Below are 19,941 nucleotides of genomic sequence, written 5' to 3'. Positions count from 1 at the left end.
TAAAGTTCAAGTAAACGATTGTAAATCCTGATTTATATCCAAAATTCAATGATAACAAGAAATTCAATTGCCGTTCTTCTGTTAATTTTATCATTGATGTCATGTGACTTCTTCAAAAGTCAAGATCGCCCTCAAGGTTATCCGGATTATGACTTTAGTTTACTTGAGAAGGTTGTTTATTTTGATATGGAAACCGAAGAACAGCTTTTCATTGATGATATCTCAACTATCGAAACAGTTAAAGAATACTTTCAGGACAAGGGTAATTATTTTAAAGATGAGTTGAGGAAGTTTAATGGTGTTAAGCCAAATTTCTCTTTAACGTTAATTAGCTCAATGGATACTTTGGTTTTAAGGTCATATCCTCAATCGGGTTTGAAAGGAAGGATAGAATTTGATTTCACAGAAAAATATGATCCAAATCATCCAATGAAACCAAGAAAAGTTCATCGGTTTTATATAAAGTCAGAATTGCTTGATTTGTTAGGGATGTAAGTTCAAATAGTCGGTCGGTTTAAAGTAACTCCAACACCCGTTCCAAGGCCATGCCCCGTGATCCCTTGATCAGCAAGGTGCCCTTGGGCAGGGGGTTTTTGGCCAGATGCTGCTTTAGATCATCAAACGTTCGGTAGGTGTTCAAAGTGGTCGTGGTGCCAAAGAAGTTTTCACCCACCAGATACACGGAGCCAAAATCCAACCCGGCGGCCAGATCCGCAATGGCCTGGTGTTCTTCCGCAGCTGTTTGGCCCAGTTCAAACATATCGCCAATGATCAGCACCTTGTTTGGGCCCTCCATCAGGTTAAAATTTTCCAAGGCGGCCCGCATGCTCGTAGGGTTGGCGTTGTAGGCATCCAAAATAATGTGGTGGCCGTTCTTTTCCATGATCTGCGAGCGGTTGTTCTGTGGGGCGTAGGCTTCCAAGGCCGCCTTGATGTCCTCCAACGGCACATTAAAATATTTGCCCATCACAATGGCGGCACAGCAGTTGGGAAAATTATATTTTCCAATGAGTTGGGTCTGCATTCGGGTGCCTTCGGCCTCCAAGACCACATAGGGGTTGGCCCCCGTATATTGGATGTTGTAGTACTGGTGGTCCTTGGTGCTAAAGCCCATCTTTTTTACGTAGCTGCCCAGTTTTTCCGCTTGTATGGGGTCATCGGCATTCATGAAAATGTACTTGTCGTGGGCCATTAAATGGTCGTACAGCTCACTTTTTCCCTCGATCACGCCTTCCACGCTGCCAAAACCCTCGAGGTGGGCCTTTCCGAAATTGGTGATGTAGCCAAAATCCGGCTGGGCAATGTTGCTCAGAAAAGCGATCTCCTTTTTGTGGTTGGCCCCCATTTCCACAATGGCAATCTCTGTATCCTCCGTAATGGACAAGAGGGTGAGGGGCACGCCAATATGGTTGTTCAGGTTGCCTTGGGTGGCAATGGTCCTATACGTTTTGGAAAGCACGGCATTGATGAGCTCCTTGGTCGTGGTCTTGCCATTGCTACCGGTAAGCCCAATGATGCGGGCCTTGCTCTGTTTTCTATGGTACAGGGCCAGTTCTTGGAGGGTTTCCAGCACGTTTTGGCAGAGGATGTATTGGCCGGAGGCGTTGTATTCCTCTTCATCGATCACGGCATAGGCTGCTCCTTTTTCCAAGGCATCCTTGGCAAAGGCATTGCCGTTGAAGTTGGGTCCCTTGAGCGCGAAGAACAGGCAGTCTTTGGTGATCTTTCGCGTGTCCGTACAGATAACGGGATGCTCCAAAAAGAGCTCGTGAAGCTGTTTCATTGTCATAAATCGAAGATAAAAAAAAGCCCCAACTAAACGTCAGGGCCTTTTAAAAATACTCTAGCTATTATTATTTTGCTTTCTTGTGCCTCACACTCTTGTTCTTGGACTTGGATTTAGACCCGACCCTAGACATGGCACATCTGAACCCGATGTCGTCCGTGGCCATATATTGAGGCAAATATCTTCGTTGTGCGGGATCCAACCAGAAAGCACGGTCTCTCCACGAACCTCCTTTGTATACCCGTACCTCATCATTGATCAATGAAGTCCTGTAGTTGGAAGTGTCGTACTGACGGATAAGGTTTCCTGTGGAATCACGCTCTACCTTATGCTTTGGTGAATCGTACATTTTTCTGTTATCGGATTCATCGCTGAACCTTTGGAAGAATCTTGAAGAACCTGGGTCACCATCACGATAACCACGGTTGTCACTATGGTCAAAGTTGGTCCTTAGATACGTTTCTTCCTCGCCAACTGGTACTTCCTTGATCTCTCCGGGAAGGTTTACGGCTACGATCTTACCGTTGGGCAAAGTGTCATATACGATTTGGTCCTCAAGGATCTCTACTTTTCCATCCTCACCTATGGCCTTTTTCATGAAGACGTTTCCACGGTAGTAGTTAAAGTCGCTGATCTCGTCATCCACAATAGGACGGTATACATCGGCAACCCACTCGCTTACGTTACCGGCCATGTCATAAAGACCAAAATCGTTGGGTTTGTATGATTTTACTTGGGCGGTGATATCGGCACCGTCATCGGACCATCCGGCAATACCGCCGTAATCCCCTTTTCCTTGCTTAAAGTTGGCCAACTGGTCTCCACGACCTACACGCTGACCGTTTCGGGTGTAGTCCCCTTCCCAAGGATATTTTTTTCTACCTCTGTAGTTATTGTACTCTCTGGTTCCAACAAGGGCCTGTGCGGCATATTCCCATTCGGTTTCGGTGGGAAGCCTGTACTCGGGCATGATCACCCCGCTACTTCTTTTGGCAAAAGCGTTGATGGAGTCACGCTTTTGTTTTCCTTGCAAGGAGTCTATTTCGCCACCGTACACGGATTCAGGATTGTTCAAATAAGCCTCTGTGCTGAACGTACCGCCTATATCACCGTTCAATACCTTGTACTTGGCATCTTCGGCCAAATAGCCTTCTCGTTCCAACATCACCTCGTTGACCCTATCGGTCCTCCACTCGGCATATTGGGAAGCTTGTACCCAGTTTACCCCAACTACGGGATACTCGGCATAGGCCGGGTGCCTTAGGTAGTTGTTGGTCATGGTCTCGTTAAAGCCCAATCGGTTTCTCCAGACCAAGGTATCGGGCAATGCCCCTTTATAGATGTTGGCGTAGTTGGGATTGTCTGGCGGGTATACCGCTTTTAGATAATCCAAGTACTCGAGGTACATTACATTGGTCACCTCGGTTTCATCCATGTAGAACGATTGCACGTGCTGTTGCGTGGGCGTATTGTTCCAATCATGCATGATATCGTCCTGTACCTTTCCTTTGGTAAAGGTTCCACCTTCAACGAATACGGTTCCCGGAGGAGTTTCCTGCTCCTTGAAATCCGAATTGTATTGAAAACCTCCTTCCTTGGCATTTATTTTCCATCCCGTGGCTCTGGATACATTCTTTGAAGAGGATGAAGAGTTTTTACAACTTGAAAAACTTGCCATCACAACGGCGGAAGAAAGTACAACTTTGATAAAGTGTTTTTTCATAATTTGGGCTTGAGTACTTTAAAAATTAAGGCTTTTTGCCTTCAGCTACTTCAACTGGTTTTGATTATTTTAATCCTTACAATGGCTTAAAACGATGTTTTTACCATAATATTTTGCGCTCTTAAAATAATTGTGACAAAGGCGTTGTTCACCTTTGCTACACTTTTTTAACGCATGCACTGTCAAAATAGTATGGATGTCACCGAGTTTTAACGGTTTTGTCCAATCCTAGACCTCTAATAATACTTTAATGTATACTTTTAGTGGAACGTTGAAGTAAAAAAAGCGGGGATGATCACACGAATTTGCTCAAAAACCCGTTTACACATGTAATATGTTAATAGCTAGAAACCTCAAATCTTTTCTAAGCACTAAAAGACAAGAATGAAAAAGTTACTTACAGTGGTAGTGTTGCTTGCTATGGCCCCATGTGTGAAAGCACAGCAGGAAAGGGTAATCACTACGGCCGTTCCATTTTTGACCATCGCCGCGGATGCTCGCGCATCGGGTATGGGAGATATGGGGGTGGCAACTTCAGTTGATGCCTATTCACAACAATGGAACCCTGCCAAGTACGCATTTGCGACCCAAAAGACCGGTGTGGGAATCAGTTATACCCCTTATTTGGAAAGCATTGTCAACGATGTATCCCTTTTGAACGCCAATTTTTACAATAAGCTCAATGAGCGAAGTGCCTTTGCCTTCAGTATCCGTTATTTTGGATTGGGGGAAATAGAGCTCCGGCAAACCATCGATGAGAATCCAACTTTGGTAAAACCCAATGAATTTGCCATTGATGGGACCTATGCCCTAAAACTCAGCCAGACGTTTTCCATGGCCGTGGGAGGTAGGTTCATCAGCTCCAATCTTAGATTTCAGGATGGTACACAAGATTCCCGGGCGGCCAATGCCTTTGCGGTCGATATTTCCGGTTTTTTCCGTTCCAGGGAAATTGCCTATGAAAGTTTTGATGGACGCTGGAGGGGTGGATTCAATATATCCAATATAGGAGGGTCCCTTCAATATGATGAAGGCGGTCAGGAAAACTTTTTGCCCACCAATCTTAAGTTTGGGGGAGGATTCGATTTTATCTTCGACCAAGACAATGTGTTGTCATTGAACACGGAGTTCAACAAATTGTTGGTGCCTACCCCTAGGGATTTCAACGGGGACGGTGTCATTACAGCGGAAGATAATGATGAATACCAGAACATAAGTTTCTTTAGCGGGATTTTTGAATCCTTCGGGGATGCTCCCGATGGTTTTAGCGAAGAACTCAAGGAAATTACTTGGGCGCTCGGGGCAGAGTACCGATTTAGGGAAACTTTTATGCTCCGAAGCGGATATTTTAATGAAAGTCAGGAAAAGGGCTCCAGAAAGTTTTTTACGTTGGGGGCCGGATTCAAGTTTAAAACAGCACAAATAGATTTATCATACTTGTTCTCTACCTCCCAAGTGAAGAACCCCTTGGAAAACACATTGCGTTTCTCGCTTACCTTTAATTTTGGGGAAGAGTTTTATAATGATTGATCAAACCATACATAACATAGAAGAAAAACCTGTCCATGGACAGGTTTTCTTATTTTTGGGAAACACCCATGGGTCAAAATGAAAAAAAGACAGATAGGATTTGAACTTTTGGTTTTTGAGGACACTTCTGAGTTGTCACAAAACGAACAAAAATTGTTGCACATGGCGGAACAGGCCCGTGAAAATGCCTATGCCCCGTACTCAAGGTTTAATGTGGGGGCAGCTGTTTTATTGGAGAATGGGGAGGTGGTCATAGGAAACAATCAAGAAAATGCTTCCTATCCATCAGGCCTGTGTGCGGAGCGGGTGGCGGTGTTCCAAGCTGGGGCAAGATATCCCGGAGTGGCCTTTAAAGCAGTGGCCATCAGTGCTGCGTCCCAAGACCATGTACTTCAAATGCCCGCCGCCCCATGTGGTAATTGCCGGCAATCCATCATGGAATACGAACAAAAACAAAAATCGCCCATAACCCTTTTGATGAAGGCGGAAAAAGGCCCTGTCTACAAATGTACCTCCATGGCAGATATTTTGCCGTTGGCCTTCAATAGCTCATTTTTGAGCGATTCTTAAACCAATACTTTTTCCAAAACAGATATATATGTATTTTTGCTCCTCCCCACCACAGGGGAATTTCACATAATTGTATCGTTGATGAAAAAAATCACCAAAGAAGTTTACTTGAAATGGTATGAGGACATGTTGTTCTGGAGAAAGTTCGAGGACAAATTGGCCGCTGTATATATCCAGCAAAAAGTTCGCGGATTCCTGCATTTGTACAATGGGCAGGAAGCCGTTTTGGCGGGGTCTTTGCACGCTATGGACCTTACCAAGGACAGAATGATCACCGCGTACCGTAACCACGTTCAACCTATAGGTATGGGAGTTGATCCAAGACGTGTTATGGCGGAGCTATACGGAAAAGTTACAGGAACCTCCAAAGGTATGGGGGGATCCATGCACATTTTCTCCAAGGAACACCGGTTCTATGGTGGACATGGTATTGTTGGGGGACAGATTCCTTTGGGAGCTGGATTGGCCTTTGGCGATAAATATTTTAATAGGGATTCTGTCACCTTGTGTTATATGGGCGATGGTGCTGTGCGTCAAGGTTCCTTGCACGAAGCGTTCAACTTGGCCATGTTATGGCAGCTGCCCGTAGTTTTCATCTGTGAAAACAATGGGTATGCCATGGGAACTTCTGTGGCCAGAACATCATACTCCACTGAAATCTGGAAACTGGGATTGGGCTATGAAATGCCCTGTGGTCCTGTTGACGGAATGGATCCTTCCATTGTGGCCAAGGAAGTGGACAAGGCTGTGGAACGCGCCAGGACAGGAGGAGGTCCTACTTTCTTGGAAATGAAAACATACCGCTACCGTGGACATTCCATGTCAGATGCACAACACTACAGAACCAAGGAAGAGGTAGAAGAGTACAAAAAAATAGATCCCATAACCCAGGTAAAGGATGTTATTCTTGAAAAAGGATATGCCACTGAGGAGGAGATCAAGGCAATTGACAAAAGAGTGAAAAATTTGGTTTCCGAATGTGAAAAATTCGCAGAGGAATCAGATTTCCCACCAAAAGAACAATTGTACGATATGGTTTACGAACAAGAAGACTATCCATTTTTACAACATAAATTATAAGTAGATGGCAGAAGTAATCAACATGCCCAGATTGAGTGATACCATGGAGGAAGGTACTGTGGCAAAGTGGCTCAAGAAAGTAGGCGATAAAGTGGAAGAAGGCGATATTTTGGCCGAAATAGAAACCGATAAGGCCACCATGGAATTTGAATCCTTTCATGAAGGAACCCTGCTCCATATTGGAATTGAAGAAGGAGATGGTGCACCGGTTGATTCACTTTTGGCCATTATTGGAGAAGAAGGTGAGGACATTTCTGCCCTGCTCAATGGAGGTGCCGCTCCACAAGAAGAAAAAGCAGCTCCTGAGGCCCAAACCGAAGTCTCTGCACCTGCCCAAACGACAAGTGAGCCTGCGGCTTTGCCAGAAGGCGTAGAGATCATTACCATGCCCCGATTGAGTGATACCATGGAGGAAGGTACCGTGGCCAGTTGGTTGAAAAAGGTGGGTGATACTGTGGAAGAAGGTGATATCTTGGCCGAAATCGAAACCGATAAGGCTACCATGGAGTTTGAGTCTTTCTACTCCGGAACCTTGTTGCATATTGGTATCCAAGAAGGCGAAGGAGCTCCTGTAGATTCGCTTTTGGCCATCATAGGGCCAGAAGGAACTGATGTAGATGCGGTATTGAAAGCACAATCTGGTGGAGGTGCCACTGCCAGTGCCCCAAAAGAGGAGGCCCAACAAGAACAAACAAAAGAAGAGGAAACCACAAAAGAAGAAGTGGTTACCGCGCCAAACGGACAACGCATTTTTGCATCTCCATTGGCCAAGAAAATAGCAGGAGACAAAGGAATTGACCTAGCCCAGGTGAAAGGTTCTGGCGATGGCGGAAGAATTGTGAAGAAGGATGTGGAAAACTTCCAACCTTCCAAAACAGCCACGCCGGCAGTTGAAAAAACAGCTGAGGCATCTGCGCCTGTTGCACCAATAAGCTTGCCTGTGGGTGAGGAGAGCATGGAAGAGGTGAAGAATTCAACCATGCGTAAGGTAATCGCCAAGCGTTTGGGGGAGTCCAAATTCTCTGCACCACATTACTACCTTACCATTGAGGTGGATATGGACAATGCCAAGGCATCACGTGCACAGATCAACAATCTACCCGACACCAAAGTGTCGTTCAACGATATGGTGTTGAAAGCTTGTGCCATGGCTTTGAAAAAACATCCTCAGGTAAATACCTCATGGAATGGGGATACCACGGTATACAAACACCATGTACATATGGGGGTAGCCGTAGCGGTGGATGAAGGTCTTGTGGTTCCCGTAATCAAGTTTGCGGATCAACTTTCCTTGACCCAACTAGGAGTAGCCGTTAAAGATTTGGCCGGTAGGGCCCGTAACAAGAAGATCAAGCCCGATGAAATGGAAGGGAGCACCTTTACCGTTTCCAACTTGGGGATGTTCGGAATATTGGAGTTTACCTCTATCATCAACCAACCCAATTCGGCCATTTTATCCGTTGGGGCCATTGTGGACAAACCCGTGGTGAAAAATGGGGAGGTTGTAGCAGGAAGTACCATGAAGATTACTTTGGCCTGTGACCACAGAACTGTGGACGGAGCTACTGGGGCCCAATTCCTTCAAACCTTGAGGGCTTATTTGGAAAACCCTGTGACCATGTTGGCATAGTGCCTTTTTGGAGTAATAAAAAGCATACCAATATAAAGAAGCATCCTTTTAAGGATGCTTTTTTTATCTTTAGAAAATTCAAAAAACGAAAACAATGAAGTCCATTTTATACACTTTTGTTTCCCTATTGGTGCTCAGCTGTGGTTCTACCCAGATTCAGGAAACCACCACTTTGGCATCTCCTACTTCACGGGCAAGTACGGCAGCATCCGCAGAACCATTGACTGCTTCGCCAAGAAAAGGTTCAGAGACATTCTCCAATGCAGACAGGATTGGATCCATTATGAACTTTATGGCCTCGGATGAGTTACAGGGAAGGGATTCGGGGAGCGAAGGGATAGAGATGGCCGCAAAGTATATCGAAGAGCATTTTAGTTCGTATGGAGTAACTCCCTATTTTGAATCGTATCGCGATACCTTGGCCAATTTTGAGGCTCCAGCCTATAATATTGTTGGAGTTGTTGAAGGCAATGACCCTACATTGAAGAACGAATATATTGTCATCGGCGCCCATTATGATCACATAGGGACCGTTACGCCGGAAAATGGCGATGGGATTGCCAACGGGGCCAATGACAATGCTTCGGGAACGGCTACCGTGATGGAATTGGCCCGATACTTTGGTGCCAAGAAAAGTAACAAGCGAAGCCTGATTTTTGCCCTCTTCAGTGCAGAGGAAAAAGGACTGTTGGGGTCTGAACATCTGGCCAAAAAATTGAAGGAACAGAATCTGAACCTGTATGCCATGCTCAATTTTGAAATGACGGGGGTGCCTTTGGTGGGGAAGGATTATTTTATGTATATCACGGGTTATGACAACTCCAATCTTGCTGAGGTGTGCAATGCCTACGCTAAGGAAAATCTAGTAGGATTTTTACCAACGGCTAAGGAATACAATCTCTTTCAGCGGTCGGATAACTATCCGTTCCACAAAGAGTTTGGAGTACCTTCACATACGTTTTGCACCTTTGATTTCACCAACTTTGACCATTATCACAAAGTAGGGGATGAGGTGGATATTATGGATTTTGGACATATGGCAAACTTGGTAAACAAGTCCATCCCTGTTTTGGAGGGAATTGCCAACGCACCCACCCAAGAAATACAATTAGCAGAATAGAATGTCATTTCGAATCCCCTTTTAGGGGTGAGAAATCTATATTTTTTTGGATTCCCGTTTTTGAGGGAATGATAAATCATGAAATTTATGGCAAACATCATCATTACAGGAACAAGCAGGGGAATTGGTTTTGAATTGGTCAAATTGTTTGCCCAAGAAGGGCATCGGGTATTGGCATTGTCCAGAAATGCCCAACCCATCATCGATTTAAAGCTGCCTAACGTTCATGCCTTTTCGTTTGATTTGGGAAACCCATTGGATTTTGATAAAGTGGATGAATTCCTTAAACAATGGGAATCTATTGACGTCCTTATCAACAATGCCGGACGTTTGTTGAACAAACCTTTTTTGGACATCACTCCGGAAGAATTTGAGGCTGTTTACAAAGTAAACGTGTTCGGCGTGGCCGAGATGACCAAGAAAGTACTTCCCAACATGGGTAGAACGGGCCATGTGGTCACTATCAGTTCCATGGGTGGGGTGCAGGGCAGTGTAAAGTTTCCCGGACTATCGGCCTATAGCTCCAGTAAGGGAGCGGTCATTACCCTGACCGAACTTTGGGCCGAGGAATTTAAAGAAACGGGACCAAGCTTTAACGTGCTGGCCTTGGGTGCCGTGCAGACTGAGATGCTGGAAGAGGCCTTTCCGGGCTATCAAGCCCCCGTAACTGCCTCGGAAATGGCTTTGTATATTAAGGAGTTTGCTTTGACCGGGCACAAAATGTACAACGGGAAGTTGCTGCAAGTGAGCAATAGCACACCTTAATGGTAAGGATTCTTTTAGAATTGTCTTTTGAGATACCTGAGGTCTCTGGCAAACCTGTAAATTTGTCTCAGTGGAAACCACCCTCCAAAAATACTTGCCGGAACGAGCCGTGACTCCTTGTTTTGAGTTGATCAAGACCCATAGAGTGCATTTGAAAATTGTAAGCCATAGGGTTACCCGGCATGGGGATTATCGGAGAATGCCCACTGGGCTCCATCAGATTACGGTGAATGCCTCGCTCAATAAGTACCGGTTTCTGATCACGCTCGTCCATGAGATAGCGCATTTGGTAGCTTTTGAAAACTACGGTCGCCGAATAAAACCCCATGGCGAGGAATGGAAACGAACCTTTCAGCAGTTAATGGTCCCTTTTATCAGACCTGAGGTGTTTCCATCACAGTTGTTGCCCATTATTGCCCATCACTTTAAAAACCCAAAGGCCAGTAGCAGTACAGATGCCCGCTTGTCCATTGCCCTTAAGGCTTTTGATGAGGAAGAGCGAAAACATAGCTACGTGTATGAGCTGCCCATGGGAAGTGTATTTAGGTTGTACAATGGTCGATTGTTTAAAAAAGGAAAGAAAAAAGTAAAGCGGTACGAGTGCGTGGAATTAGCCTCGGGCAGATTATATTTGTTTCAGCCCAATGCTGAGGTGGAATTGGTAGAATAATTGTCACTTTGAGCGGAGTTGAGGTAAACAATAACTCCAAATTGAGTTTTTTTATAAAAAGAAAGTAACGTCATTTCGAAATGAGCAAAGCGATTGAGAAATCTCGAATTGATTGTTTCTTAGATTTCTCACATACGTTCGAAATGACAACACGAAATAAATTAAAATGAACCAGAATTATTACGCAATATTAATGGCCGGAGGTGTAGGATCGCGGTTTTGGCCCGTGAGCACTACGGACCATCCCAAACAGTTCCATGACATGCTGGGTTCGGGAAAGACCTTGATCCAGAAAACCTTTGATCGGTTGAACCGGTTTATACCTACCGAAAATATTCTGATATTGACCAACGAGCGATACAACGACTTGGTTTTGGAGCAGTTGCCAAAGGTAAGACCCGATCAAGTGGTTCTGGAGCCCGCTATGCGTAATACAGCTCCCTGTATTCTATATGCCTCCTTGAAAATTCAAAAAATGAACCCCAATGCTGTGATGATCGTGGCGCCCAGTGACCATTGGATTGAGGATGAAGAGGCATTTGAACAGGATGTCACTACCTGCTTTCATAAATGTGAAAAGGAGCAAGTGCTATGCACCCTTGGAATTCAGCCTACGTTTCCTAACACTGGTTTTGGGTATATCGAATTTGAAAAGGGAAGTGACCAAAAAGTGAAAAAAGTGTCCCAATTCAGGGAAAAACCCGATTATGAAACGGCCAAGGAATTTTTGGCCCAGGGCAATTTCCTGTGGAACGCCGGTATTTTTATGTGGAGTGTGCAAACCATTGTGGATGCCTTTAAGGAATATCAGCCTAACCAGTATAAACTGTTCGCAGACGGAGTTTCTGTTTACAATACCAATTTAGAGCGGGATTTTATACAAGAAAACTACGCCAAGGCAGAAAACATATCCATAGATTATGCTATCTTGGAACAATCCAAATCCATATATACTTTACCGGCCACTTTTGATTGGAACGACCTAGGTACTTGGGGTGCGCTCTATGATAAATTGGATAAGGATGATGCTGACAATGCCGTGGTCAATGCCAAGACCCTTTTGGACAATGCCAAAGGAAATATGATTCGCTCTCCCAAGGGAAAGATTGTTGTGGTTGATGGATTGGAGGATTATATCATAGTGGATAAGGAAGAAGTGCTGTTGATTTATCCCAAGGAAAAACAACAGGATATCAAAAAAGTACTGGAACAAGTCAAGAACAAGTTTGGAGATCAGTTTGCATAATTTATGGATGAAAATCAATTTGCAGGGGCTACACCCCCACAACATGATAGTGGGGAGGATGTAAAAAAGGATTTTAAAGGATTGTTGGGAAGTGTCCGGAAGTTCCTGTCCGAACTTTTGGAGATTCGGACCAATACGGATGCTGTGGCCACCAAGGAATCCATTACCGCGGATATCCCCTTTAAAGGGCATACCTCATGGATTTTGATTTGTTCCATTTTTATAGCTTCCATCGGATTGAACGCCAACTCTACGGCAGTGGTTATCGGAGCCATGTTGATTTCTCCCTTAATGGGTCCTATTTTAGGGATGGGCATGTCCTTGGCCATCAATGATATTGATACCCTGCGAAGATCACTCAAAAATTTCACCGTAATGGTGGTGCTGAGTGTGATTACGGCTTTCCTGTTCTTCTATCTCTTCCCGCTTCGGGATGAGTCTTCTGAGTTGTTGGCCCGAACCAAGCCGGATATTCGCGATGTGCTCATTGCCTTCTTTGGAGGATTGGCGTTAGTCATTGCACGTGCCAAAAAGGGTACCATAGCCAGTGTGATATTCGGGGTGGCTATTGCAACCGCACTTATGCCACCTTTATGCACCGTAGGTTTTGGTCTGGCCATCGGTAAGCCTTGGTATGCCGCAGGGGCCATGTATCTTTTTATCATCAATACCATATTTATTGGTCTGGCCACTTTTTTGGTCATCAAATTTTTACGGTTTCCCATGGTGCGCTACGCCAATTCGCAAAGGCGAAGGTTTATCGCCAGAGTGGCTTCCATTACCGGTATTTTGGTGATGATTCCGGCGGGATTTACCTTTTATCAAGTGTTTCAGGAATCCCTTTTTACCAAACAGGCCCAAGAATTTTTGAGGGAGACCATTGAGGTGTACCAATTTAATGGAGCGGGAAGGTATGTGGACAATTTAACGAAATTGGAATATAATGACGGGGAAGCGCCGTTGATAGAGTTGGTCTGTATGGGTGATGAGCTTATTCCAGAAAATGTGGTGAACACATGGAGGACCCAAAAAAGTCAATATTCCAGACTAAAGGATGCCGAGTTGCACATCATCCAGGGGGGTAAGGACGATTCCCAAGAAAAGTTCAATTATGTGAGTGAGCTTTATGAGAAGAACAAGGCCGAATTGTTGAACAAGGATGAGCAAATCCGACTATTGGAGGAGGAAGTGTCCAATCTGACCCGGAATGTTGGAAAGCAGATTCCCTTTAGGGAAGTCAGTGCCGAGGCCAAAGCCAACTACGAAAACATAACAGGGCTGGGGTTCTCATATCAGTTACGGACAGATTTCAACAAATTGGACACCATCCCCGTTTTTGAAGTGCAATGGAAAAAGGCTGTGGCAAACTCTCAAAAGGAGGCGGACACCAAGAAAATATTGACTTGGTTAAAGTTGAGGCTTCAAGACTCGACCTTGGTCATCAAAGAGGTAGACTAAAGACTACTCTTTGAACAGCATTCCTGATCCTGGAACATCATTTTTCCCATTCCATGCCGGAAACCAGAAATGTGTGGTGGCTCCTTCGTCATCCGAATCAAAATCATAATAACCCACACCCAAACGCAAGGAGGACCATGTACCTCCATACATTTTGTTTAGATACGCTACAGGTATGGCCACTTCCATTTGGGCGCCTGTTTCGGTTTGTTTTACGACTGACTGTACATCTTCAGGAAGTAAATCTTCACGGTAAATCGGGTCATTTTCCTTAAAAGTCCTTAATAGGGCAAACCAGTCCTTTCCTCTCCCGGAACCTGCGTTAAAGGCGCTAGCCTGAATGGGTCTTGCATCCAAACCAATCAAAATGGCATCTTGGGCCGAATGGGAAGCCTCTTCATCAATATAAAGGTCGTTGTCCTTAAGGTCTACCGCTACATAGAAATAGTCATCGTCGTAAGCTGTGGCAAATTTCATTTCAAAGTCTGATGGACCATCAAAGTCAAAAGGAGCGCCATCCATTTGTTTCACTGAGTTCCAATCAGCTTTGGACCACTCCTTTAAATTACCGTCCAGCTTCACTTTTTTAGCTTTCCCAACATGATACTTGTAAAAGGGCAGATAATTTAAAGTGGATGAAAATTCCACATTGGGCTTTTCCTCGAACAAGTAGGTGATATCGACCTCAATTTGCATGGCGGATAGGTCTTCCAATGCTTTTTGGTCAACATTTTGCATGTTCAAATCCAAAACAGTAACATCATTGGGTTCCACGATGATATCGGTCTGTTCAAGTTGATATAATAGATCATCATTGGAAATACCCTTGAGCCGTACCCGCATACGAGTATCGGAATGGTTGGTGGCCCGAACCTTGCCCACCACGTTTTTGGCATGTTGGTCATCAACATAAACCGGTTCTATTTTAACGGGAAAGGGTTGGTTCCGCACGAGGTCCACCAATTCTTCGGTAACCACATCTTCGTCCCAAATACCATCCAAGAACAAGTTGGCTAGAATAGGGCCCTCTTCGGTCATAGTGACCCAGACCACATGGTCAAATTCGCCATAAGCCTTGCCCCTCAATGCGCTGCCCCCACCTGTTGTGGCCAAGGCTATATATTTCCCGTTGTTTCTTTGTGTTTTCCAATACCGGTGGTAGTGCCCTGCAAATACATTGTGGGGTCGGTCCTGAAGCAACTCTTCCACATCGTTCCATCTCTTGGTATCTTCTTGGACCCACAGGGGCTGGTGTAAAAAAGCAAGGGTCCATTTTACATCCTTGTTTTCTTCAAGGACTTTTTTGATGTATTCGTACTGTTCGTCGTCAATGGTGCCTTTACCGGCCCCACGAATATTATCTTCTGAATTCAGGCAGAGAAAGAGAACATCCTTATACACGAAATGGTAGTAAGATACCCCGAACATTTCTTTCCATTTCTTTTCCATGACCTCGTTGGTGATATCGTGGTTGCCCGGCACATAAAAGAAAGGAGCCTCCAATTGGGAAATAAAGCCATTGAACTCCTTCCACTCTTGGTTTAACCGTACCGTGTCGCGCGTATAGCCTTCAATAAGGTCACCAACGCTCATCACGAACTCGGGTTGTAGAAGGTTGAGTTTTTTCACCCCGGTTGGAAAAACTCCAGGTCTGTGTCCACCGGTACGATCTGTAACTATGGCAAATTGAAATTGTTCCGGTGAAGCGTTCCAATCAATATGGTTCCAGGGTTTCTGTTGGGTGGGAATATCAATATAAATGGTAGGCTTGTCTTGAGCCATGGATATTGAAACGGATAAAAAGACTAGAAAAAAGAGTGTAAAACGAGGCATGGTTGGTTTTTTTTGAAAGTTGGTAATTTTCAGTCAATAAAAGCCACTGCACAAATTAAGGTTAGGTTAAGATTGTGGGAGTCATATTTTTGATGTCAGATCTCAGGCATCCGAAGAACTAATTACGTTCCTCCAGATACATTTGTCGCACTTTTTTAAAGAGCTCCGAGGAATATACAAAGTCGGTGACCGCCTTATTGTCAGTCTTGAAGATTTCCTTATTGGTGCCTTCCCATTCCTTGTAACCGTCTTTTAAAAAAAGGATTTTTTCCCCGATTTCCATTACCGAGTTCATGTCGTGGGTGTTTATGATGGTGGTGATGTTGTATTCCTGTGTGATTTCCTGTATCAAATTGTCGATTAGAATGGCCGTTTTAGGGTCCAATCCTGAGTTGGGTTCGTCACAGAACAGGTATTTGGGGTTCATGACGATGGCCCTGGCAATGGCTACTCTTTTTTGCATACCGCCAGAAATTTCAGAAGGGTATCTTTCATGGGCATCAATGAGATTTACCCGTTTCAATACAAAATCCACACGTTCCTGCATTTCCGCCTTGGATTGTTTGGTGAACATTTCCAAGGGGAACATCACATTACCTTCCACCGTCATGGAATCGAACAGGGCGCTTCCTTGGAACACCATGCCCATTTCCTGCCTAAGATCGCGCTTTTCATTCATGGTAAGGTCAGAATAGACACGACCGTTATAACAGATTTTCCCCTCTTCAGGTTCAAAAAGGCCTAAAAGACATTTTAGAAAAACCGTTTTTCCCGAACCACTTTGCCCAATGATGAGATTGGTCTTGCCTTGTTCAAAACGGGTGGATATCCCTTTCAAAACATGGTTGTCGCCAAATGATTTGTGTATGTTGTCTACTTCGATCATCAGCCTAGGAGCAATTGGGTTAGCACATAATTCAGGATAATAATGACCACACTGGTCCAAACAAACGAGGTGGTACTGGCCTTACCCACTTCCAAGGCACCGCCCTTCATGTAAAAGCCATGATACGATGGTAGTGTCGCAATAACAAAGGAGAACACAATGGTCTTTATAAAGGCATAGGTAACGTGGAACGAATCAAAATCCAGTTGCAAGCCTTTTATGAACTCACCGCTGGGGGCATACCCACCGAAAACCGCGGCAACCCATCCGCCCAAGATACCCACAAACATGGAAATGGCTACGGCAAAGGGGTACATGAGCATGGCAATGATCTTCGGGAAAACCAAATAGTTCAGGGAGTTGACCCCCATAACATCCAATGCATCTATTTGCTCCGTGACCCGCATGGTTCCAATGCTCGAAGTAATGTAGGAACCCACTTTACCAGCCATAATAATGGAGGTGAAGGTTGGCGCAAACTCCAAGATCACGGATTGTCGGGTAGCAAATCCAATAAGGCTTTTGGGCAAAAAGGGACTGTTCAGGTTCAAAGCGGTCTGTATGGTGACCACCCCACCAATAAAAAAGGAAATAAAAATGATGATGCCCATGGAACCATATATGAGTTCATCGATTTCCTTTAGGATCAGGGTCCTCATGATGGGCCACTTGGTAGGCTTTTTAAATACTTCACGTATCATGATGAAGTATTTCCCGATCGCTTCAAGGTAGTTCATGTGCTAAAAAATAGACTTGCGGCCATAAAAATAAGAATATTGTCACGCTTTTAACCTTGAATTAAATTTTTAAAAAATATAAATGAATAGTTTTGTATCCGTTTGAAATAAATTCCATGAAAAAAACCAGTCTTGTTATCGTATTGCTAATGCTATGCATTGGTGGTGTATCCTTCGGTCAACGTAAAAAGAAAAACAAAGATGAAGTCGTGGCTGTGATACCGCCAGCCCCCATTGCCCAATCACCAAAACTGGTAGTGGGAATTGTGGTGGACCAAATGCGATACGACTATCTTACCCGTTTTTGGGACCAATATGGTGAAGGAGGTTTTAAAAGATTGGTAAACGAAGGATTTAATTGCAAAAACCATCATTTTAATTATGCGCCTACCAGTACGGGTCCGGGCCATGCTTCGGTATATACGGGGACCACTCCGGCTACCCATGGCATTATTGGAAATGCTTGGTACGATAAAACAACGGGCGAGGAAGTCTACTGTGCGGGGGACAACGGTTACCAATCAGTGGGTACCACTTCAGATGCCGGTCAAATGTCGCCTCACAGGATGCTTACCACTACGGTGACCGACCAATTGCGATTGCACACCCAACAGAGGGGCAAGGTGATTGCCGTGGCCTTGAAGGATAGGGGAGCGGTGCTTCCTGGAGGCCATATGGCCAATGCGGCCTATTGGTTTGAAGGTGGGGAGCAAGGAAACTGGATCACCAGTTCGTACTACATGGATGCCCTACCACAATGGGTAAACGATTTTAATGCCTCGGATGTAGTTGAATCGTACAAAAAGCCATGGGAAACCTTAAAACCCATTGAAACCTATGTGCAGAGTGGAACGGATGACAACGTTTACGAGGGAAAGATTGATGGAGAGACCAATACCGCGTTTCCCCATGACCTTCCAAAACTTTGGGAAGCCAACGGTAAGTTCGGTTTGCTCAGGGTAACCCCCTATGGCAATAGCATTACAGCAGATTTTGCGTTGGCAGCTTTGGAAGGTGAAAATCTGGGTGCGGATGCCATTACGGATTTCTTGGCCATCAGTTTTTCCAGTACGGATTATGTAGGACATTTTTTTGGGGTGAATTCCAAGGAAATCCAAGATACCTACCTAAGATTGGATAGGGATTTGGCCCGTTTGTTCGCTACTTTGGATGAAAAGGTGGGAGCAGGTGAGTATACCGTTTTCTTGACCGCAGATCATGCGGCCATAAATGTACCTGCCTATTTGGAAGATCAAAAGATTCCAGCAGGGTATTTGGATATGGGAGGTATGCGCGAACAGCTCATGGAATTTTTAAAATATAGGTTTGGAACCACGGATGTGGTGAAGAACATCTCCAACTATCAATTGTTTTTGGACTATAAGGTGTTGAACAATCTGGATATAGACTTGGACGATGCGGAAGAAATCATTGCCCAAGAAGTGTTGGGGTATGATGGTATTTTCAGGGTATATACGGGCCACCAGATGTGGGAGGGCGATTATACCCACGGCATTCCGTACATTCTACAGAACGGCTACAACCAAAAACGTTCGGGAGATGTTCTCATGGTGCCCAGGCCCGGTTTTGCTTCCTATGGAAGAACGGGGTCTACTCATGGTTCGCCCCATATTTATGATACCCACGCCCCTCTATTGCTCTACGGAAAGGGCATTAAACAGGGCAGTACCGTAAACCGTACAGAAATACCGGATATTGCCCCTACCATTGCGTCCCTTTTGGGCATTGCGTTCCCCAATGGGACCACCGGCAAGCCGATTGGGGAAGTGTTGGAATAGAGGTATTAGTTTTAATAATTTTTAAATTAAACAATTCAGAGGGGTTCGGTCAGTACCTTTTTAATCTCGCCAGTTTTCTCTTTAAGAGTAAAGCGTTGGTCATTTAGTTTTTAGTACTGTATCCTTATATGATTTTTATTTCGAAATCAACTTTATTAATAATAAAATTAATAGGATTAAAAACAGTCCAAACCCAGTAATTTTTTTTTTGTTTTTATCGAAAATTTTCATATTATCCTAATTCACAGTCTGTCAAACAAGCCGCCATATAGGTAACGGCAACTAAATCCATAAGTGGGGCAGGTCCATCTGATAATGCAATTGCGGTTGCGCCAATTCCACAACTCACCGCACACCAACTACTTCCTTTTGCACTATATTCTTTTGATGAAACTTGAATAGGTATGTATGTAAGGGTTTCTAAATTTAATTCCATTTCAACAATAGCAAATTGAGCAGAGTTGTTCACGTTATAGATTACTATTTGATTTTCATAATCAGAATAATCAATATACAATGCGATGGATTCATCACACAGGCCGAAGTAGCGACCTATTACTTTTTCGTTTTCTATAATTGGAAATGTTATGCCTACTTCCGCTTTTGCAGTTAGGGTTTCAAGACTGTTAATGTCGGATTTTTGAATATAATCTGGATTAATATTAACATACAAATTTGGGAAAGCCTTTTTAAAGGTTGAAAATTCTTCATGAAGTGATTCAATTGTTAATTCTTCATTTTGCTTCGTACATGAAAGGAGTAATGAAAGACAAGACAGAAAAAATAAAAATGTACCATTTTTTTTCATTGTTTAATATTTAAAAAATTTGTGCTTCAACATTTTTAGGAGTGTTGAAACTTGCAAAATGCCACCAAAGAAACCTTTACTTCCTTTGGTTCTCCCACTATAGATTACTTAAGTTTTGTTTACCCAAGCCGAAACCTTTTTTTGGTATAACTAAACCTTTGAAATAATATGACAACCATGAGAAACAATAGGCAAAGGTTCAGCGGGATTAATTTGTTCATAGTATGGCGTTTAGATTCAGTAATTTTCTTGATACACAACCCTAAGAATTGTTGTAATAGTTTATAATTCGAGAAAGAA

The 19,941-nt window shown here is 44.1% G+C and carries 17 protein-coding genes; 11 read left to right on the top strand and 6 right to left on the bottom strand.

Annotation, left to right across the window (positions count from 1 at the left end; translation table 11 throughout):
* Nucleotides 1-48: 48 nt before the first annotated feature.
* Nucleotides 49-495 (top strand): hypothetical protein, encoded by a 447-nt coding sequence (locus DN53_RS05175; protein ID WP_129653298.1) that lies wholly within the window; start codon nucleotides 49-51, stop codon nucleotides 493-495.
* Between the two features lie 19 nt (nucleotides 496-514).
* On the opposite strand, the gene DN53_RS05170 is transcribed toward DN53_RS05175, so the two are convergent.
* Entirely contained in the window at nucleotides 515-1,789 is a 1,275-nt protein-coding gene (locus DN53_RS05170; protein ID WP_129653297.1) for a UDP-N-acetylmuramoyl-tripeptide--D-alanyl-D-alanine ligase, read from the bottom strand.
* Nucleotides 1,790-1,853: 64 nt separating this feature from the next.
* A complete protein-coding gene (gene gldJ, locus DN53_RS05165) occupies nucleotides 1,854-3,509 on the bottom strand; it encodes a gliding motility lipoprotein GldJ (RefSeq protein WP_116218645.1) in 1,656 nt (551 codons plus the stop codon).
* A gap of 384 nt (nucleotides 3,510-3,893) precedes the next feature.
* Here gldJ and porV point away from each other — a divergent pair, with 384 nt between their 5' ends.
* The 9 genes from porV to DN53_RS05120 all read left to right on the top strand — a co-directional run bounded on the left by porV (nucleotide 3,894) and on the right by DN53_RS05120 (nucleotide 13,578).
* A complete protein-coding gene (gene porV, locus DN53_RS05160; RefSeq protein WP_129653296.1) occupies nucleotides 3,894-5,039 on the top strand; it encodes a type IX secretion system outer membrane channel protein PorV in 1,146 nt (381 codons plus the stop codon).
* A gap of 78 nt (nucleotides 5,040-5,117) precedes the next feature.
* Nucleotides 5,118-5,609 carry a cytidine deaminase gene (gene cdd, locus DN53_RS05155; RefSeq protein ID WP_129653295.1) on the top strand — a complete coding sequence of 164 codons (492 nt, stop codon included), beginning with the start codon at nucleotides 5,118-5,120 and terminating at the stop codon, nucleotides 5,607-5,609.
* An 81-nt stretch (nucleotides 5,610-5,690) separates the two neighbouring features.
* Nucleotides 5,691-6,689, top strand: a complete 999-nt coding sequence (pdhA, locus tag DN53_RS05150) for a pyruvate dehydrogenase (acetyl-transferring) E1 component subunit alpha (RefSeq protein ID WP_129653294.1) — start codon at nucleotides 5,691-5,693, stop codon at nucleotides 6,687-6,689.
* A gap of 4 nt (nucleotides 6,690-6,693) precedes the next feature.
* Entirely contained in the window at nucleotides 6,694-8,319 is a 1,626-nt protein-coding gene (locus DN53_RS05145) for a pyruvate dehydrogenase complex dihydrolipoamide acetyltransferase (protein WP_129653293.1), read from the top strand.
* A gap of 94 nt (nucleotides 8,320-8,413) precedes the next feature.
* On the top strand, nucleotides 8,414-9,439 hold the full coding sequence (locus DN53_RS05140) for a M28 family metallopeptidase (RefSeq protein WP_129653292.1): 1,026 nt from the start codon (nucleotides 8,414-8,416) through the stop codon (nucleotides 9,437-9,439).
* Nucleotides 9,440-9,526: 87 nt separating this feature from the next.
* Nucleotides 9,527-10,204 (top strand): SDR family NAD(P)-dependent oxidoreductase, encoded by a 678-nt coding sequence (locus DN53_RS05135; RefSeq protein ID WP_129653291.1) that lies wholly within the window; start codon nucleotides 9,527-9,529, stop codon nucleotides 10,202-10,204.
* A 70-nt stretch (nucleotides 10,205-10,274) separates the two neighbouring features.
* Complete coding sequence (locus DN53_RS05130; RefSeq protein WP_129653290.1) at nucleotides 10,275-10,874, top strand: SprT-like domain-containing protein; 600 nt, start codon at nucleotides 10,275-10,277, stop codon at nucleotides 10,872-10,874.
* Between the two features lie 166 nt (nucleotides 10,875-11,040).
* Nucleotides 11,041-12,120, top strand: coding sequence for a mannose-1-phosphate guanylyltransferase (locus DN53_RS05125; RefSeq protein ID WP_129653289.1), 1,080 nt, complete (start codon nucleotides 11,041-11,043; stop codon nucleotides 12,118-12,120).
* A 3-nt stretch (nucleotides 12,121-12,123) separates the two neighbouring features.
* Complete coding sequence (locus tag DN53_RS05120) at nucleotides 12,124-13,578, top strand: DUF389 domain-containing protein (protein WP_129653288.1); 1,455 nt, start codon at nucleotides 12,124-12,126, stop codon at nucleotides 13,576-13,578.
* Nucleotides 13,579-13,581: 3 nt separating this feature from the next.
* On the opposite strand, the gene DN53_RS05115 is transcribed toward DN53_RS05120, so the two are convergent.
* From DN53_RS05115 to DN53_RS05105, 3 genes are all read right to left on the bottom strand, one after another.
* The gene (locus DN53_RS05115) at nucleotides 13,582-15,411 is read right to left on the bottom strand and encodes a metallophosphoesterase (protein ID WP_129653287.1); all 1,830 of its coding nucleotides are present in this window, start codon (nucleotides 15,409-15,411) and stop codon (nucleotides 13,582-13,584) included.
* Between the two features lie 118 nt (nucleotides 15,412-15,529).
* Nucleotides 15,530-16,297, bottom strand: coding sequence for an ABC transporter ATP-binding protein (locus DN53_RS05110; protein ID WP_129653286.1), 768 nt, complete (start codon nucleotides 16,295-16,297; stop codon nucleotides 15,530-15,532).
* Nucleotides 16,297-17,034 (bottom strand): MlaE family ABC transporter permease, encoded by a 738-nt coding sequence (locus tag DN53_RS05105; RefSeq protein ID WP_116218634.1) that lies wholly within the window; start codon nucleotides 17,032-17,034, stop codon nucleotides 16,297-16,299. Before DN53_RS05105 ends, DN53_RS05110 begins: the two co-directional genes overlap by 1 nt.
* Before the next feature lie 116 nt (nucleotides 17,035-17,150).
* Here DN53_RS05105 and pafA point away from each other — a divergent pair, with 116 nt between their 5' ends.
* A complete protein-coding gene (gene pafA, locus DN53_RS05100; protein WP_129653285.1) occupies nucleotides 17,151-18,833 on the top strand; it encodes an alkaline phosphatase PafA in 1,683 nt (560 codons plus the stop codon).
* Nucleotides 18,834-19,065: 232 nt separating this feature from the next.
* Here pafA and DN53_RS05095 read toward each other — a convergent pair whose 3' ends face one another.
* Nucleotides 19,066-19,641 carry a hypothetical protein gene (locus DN53_RS05095; RefSeq protein WP_129653284.1) on the bottom strand — a complete coding sequence of 192 codons (576 nt, stop codon included), beginning with the start codon at nucleotides 19,639-19,641 and terminating at the stop codon, nucleotides 19,066-19,068.
* Nucleotides 19,642-19,941 lie beyond the last annotated feature (300 nt).

This window comes from Flagellimonas olearia (assembly GCF_004150225.1).
GTDB classification, from domain to species: domain Bacteria; phylum Bacteroidota; class Bacteroidia; order Flavobacteriales; family Flavobacteriaceae; genus Flagellimonas; species Flagellimonas olearia.
This window is presented reverse-complemented; position numbering and strand designations above follow the sequence as displayed.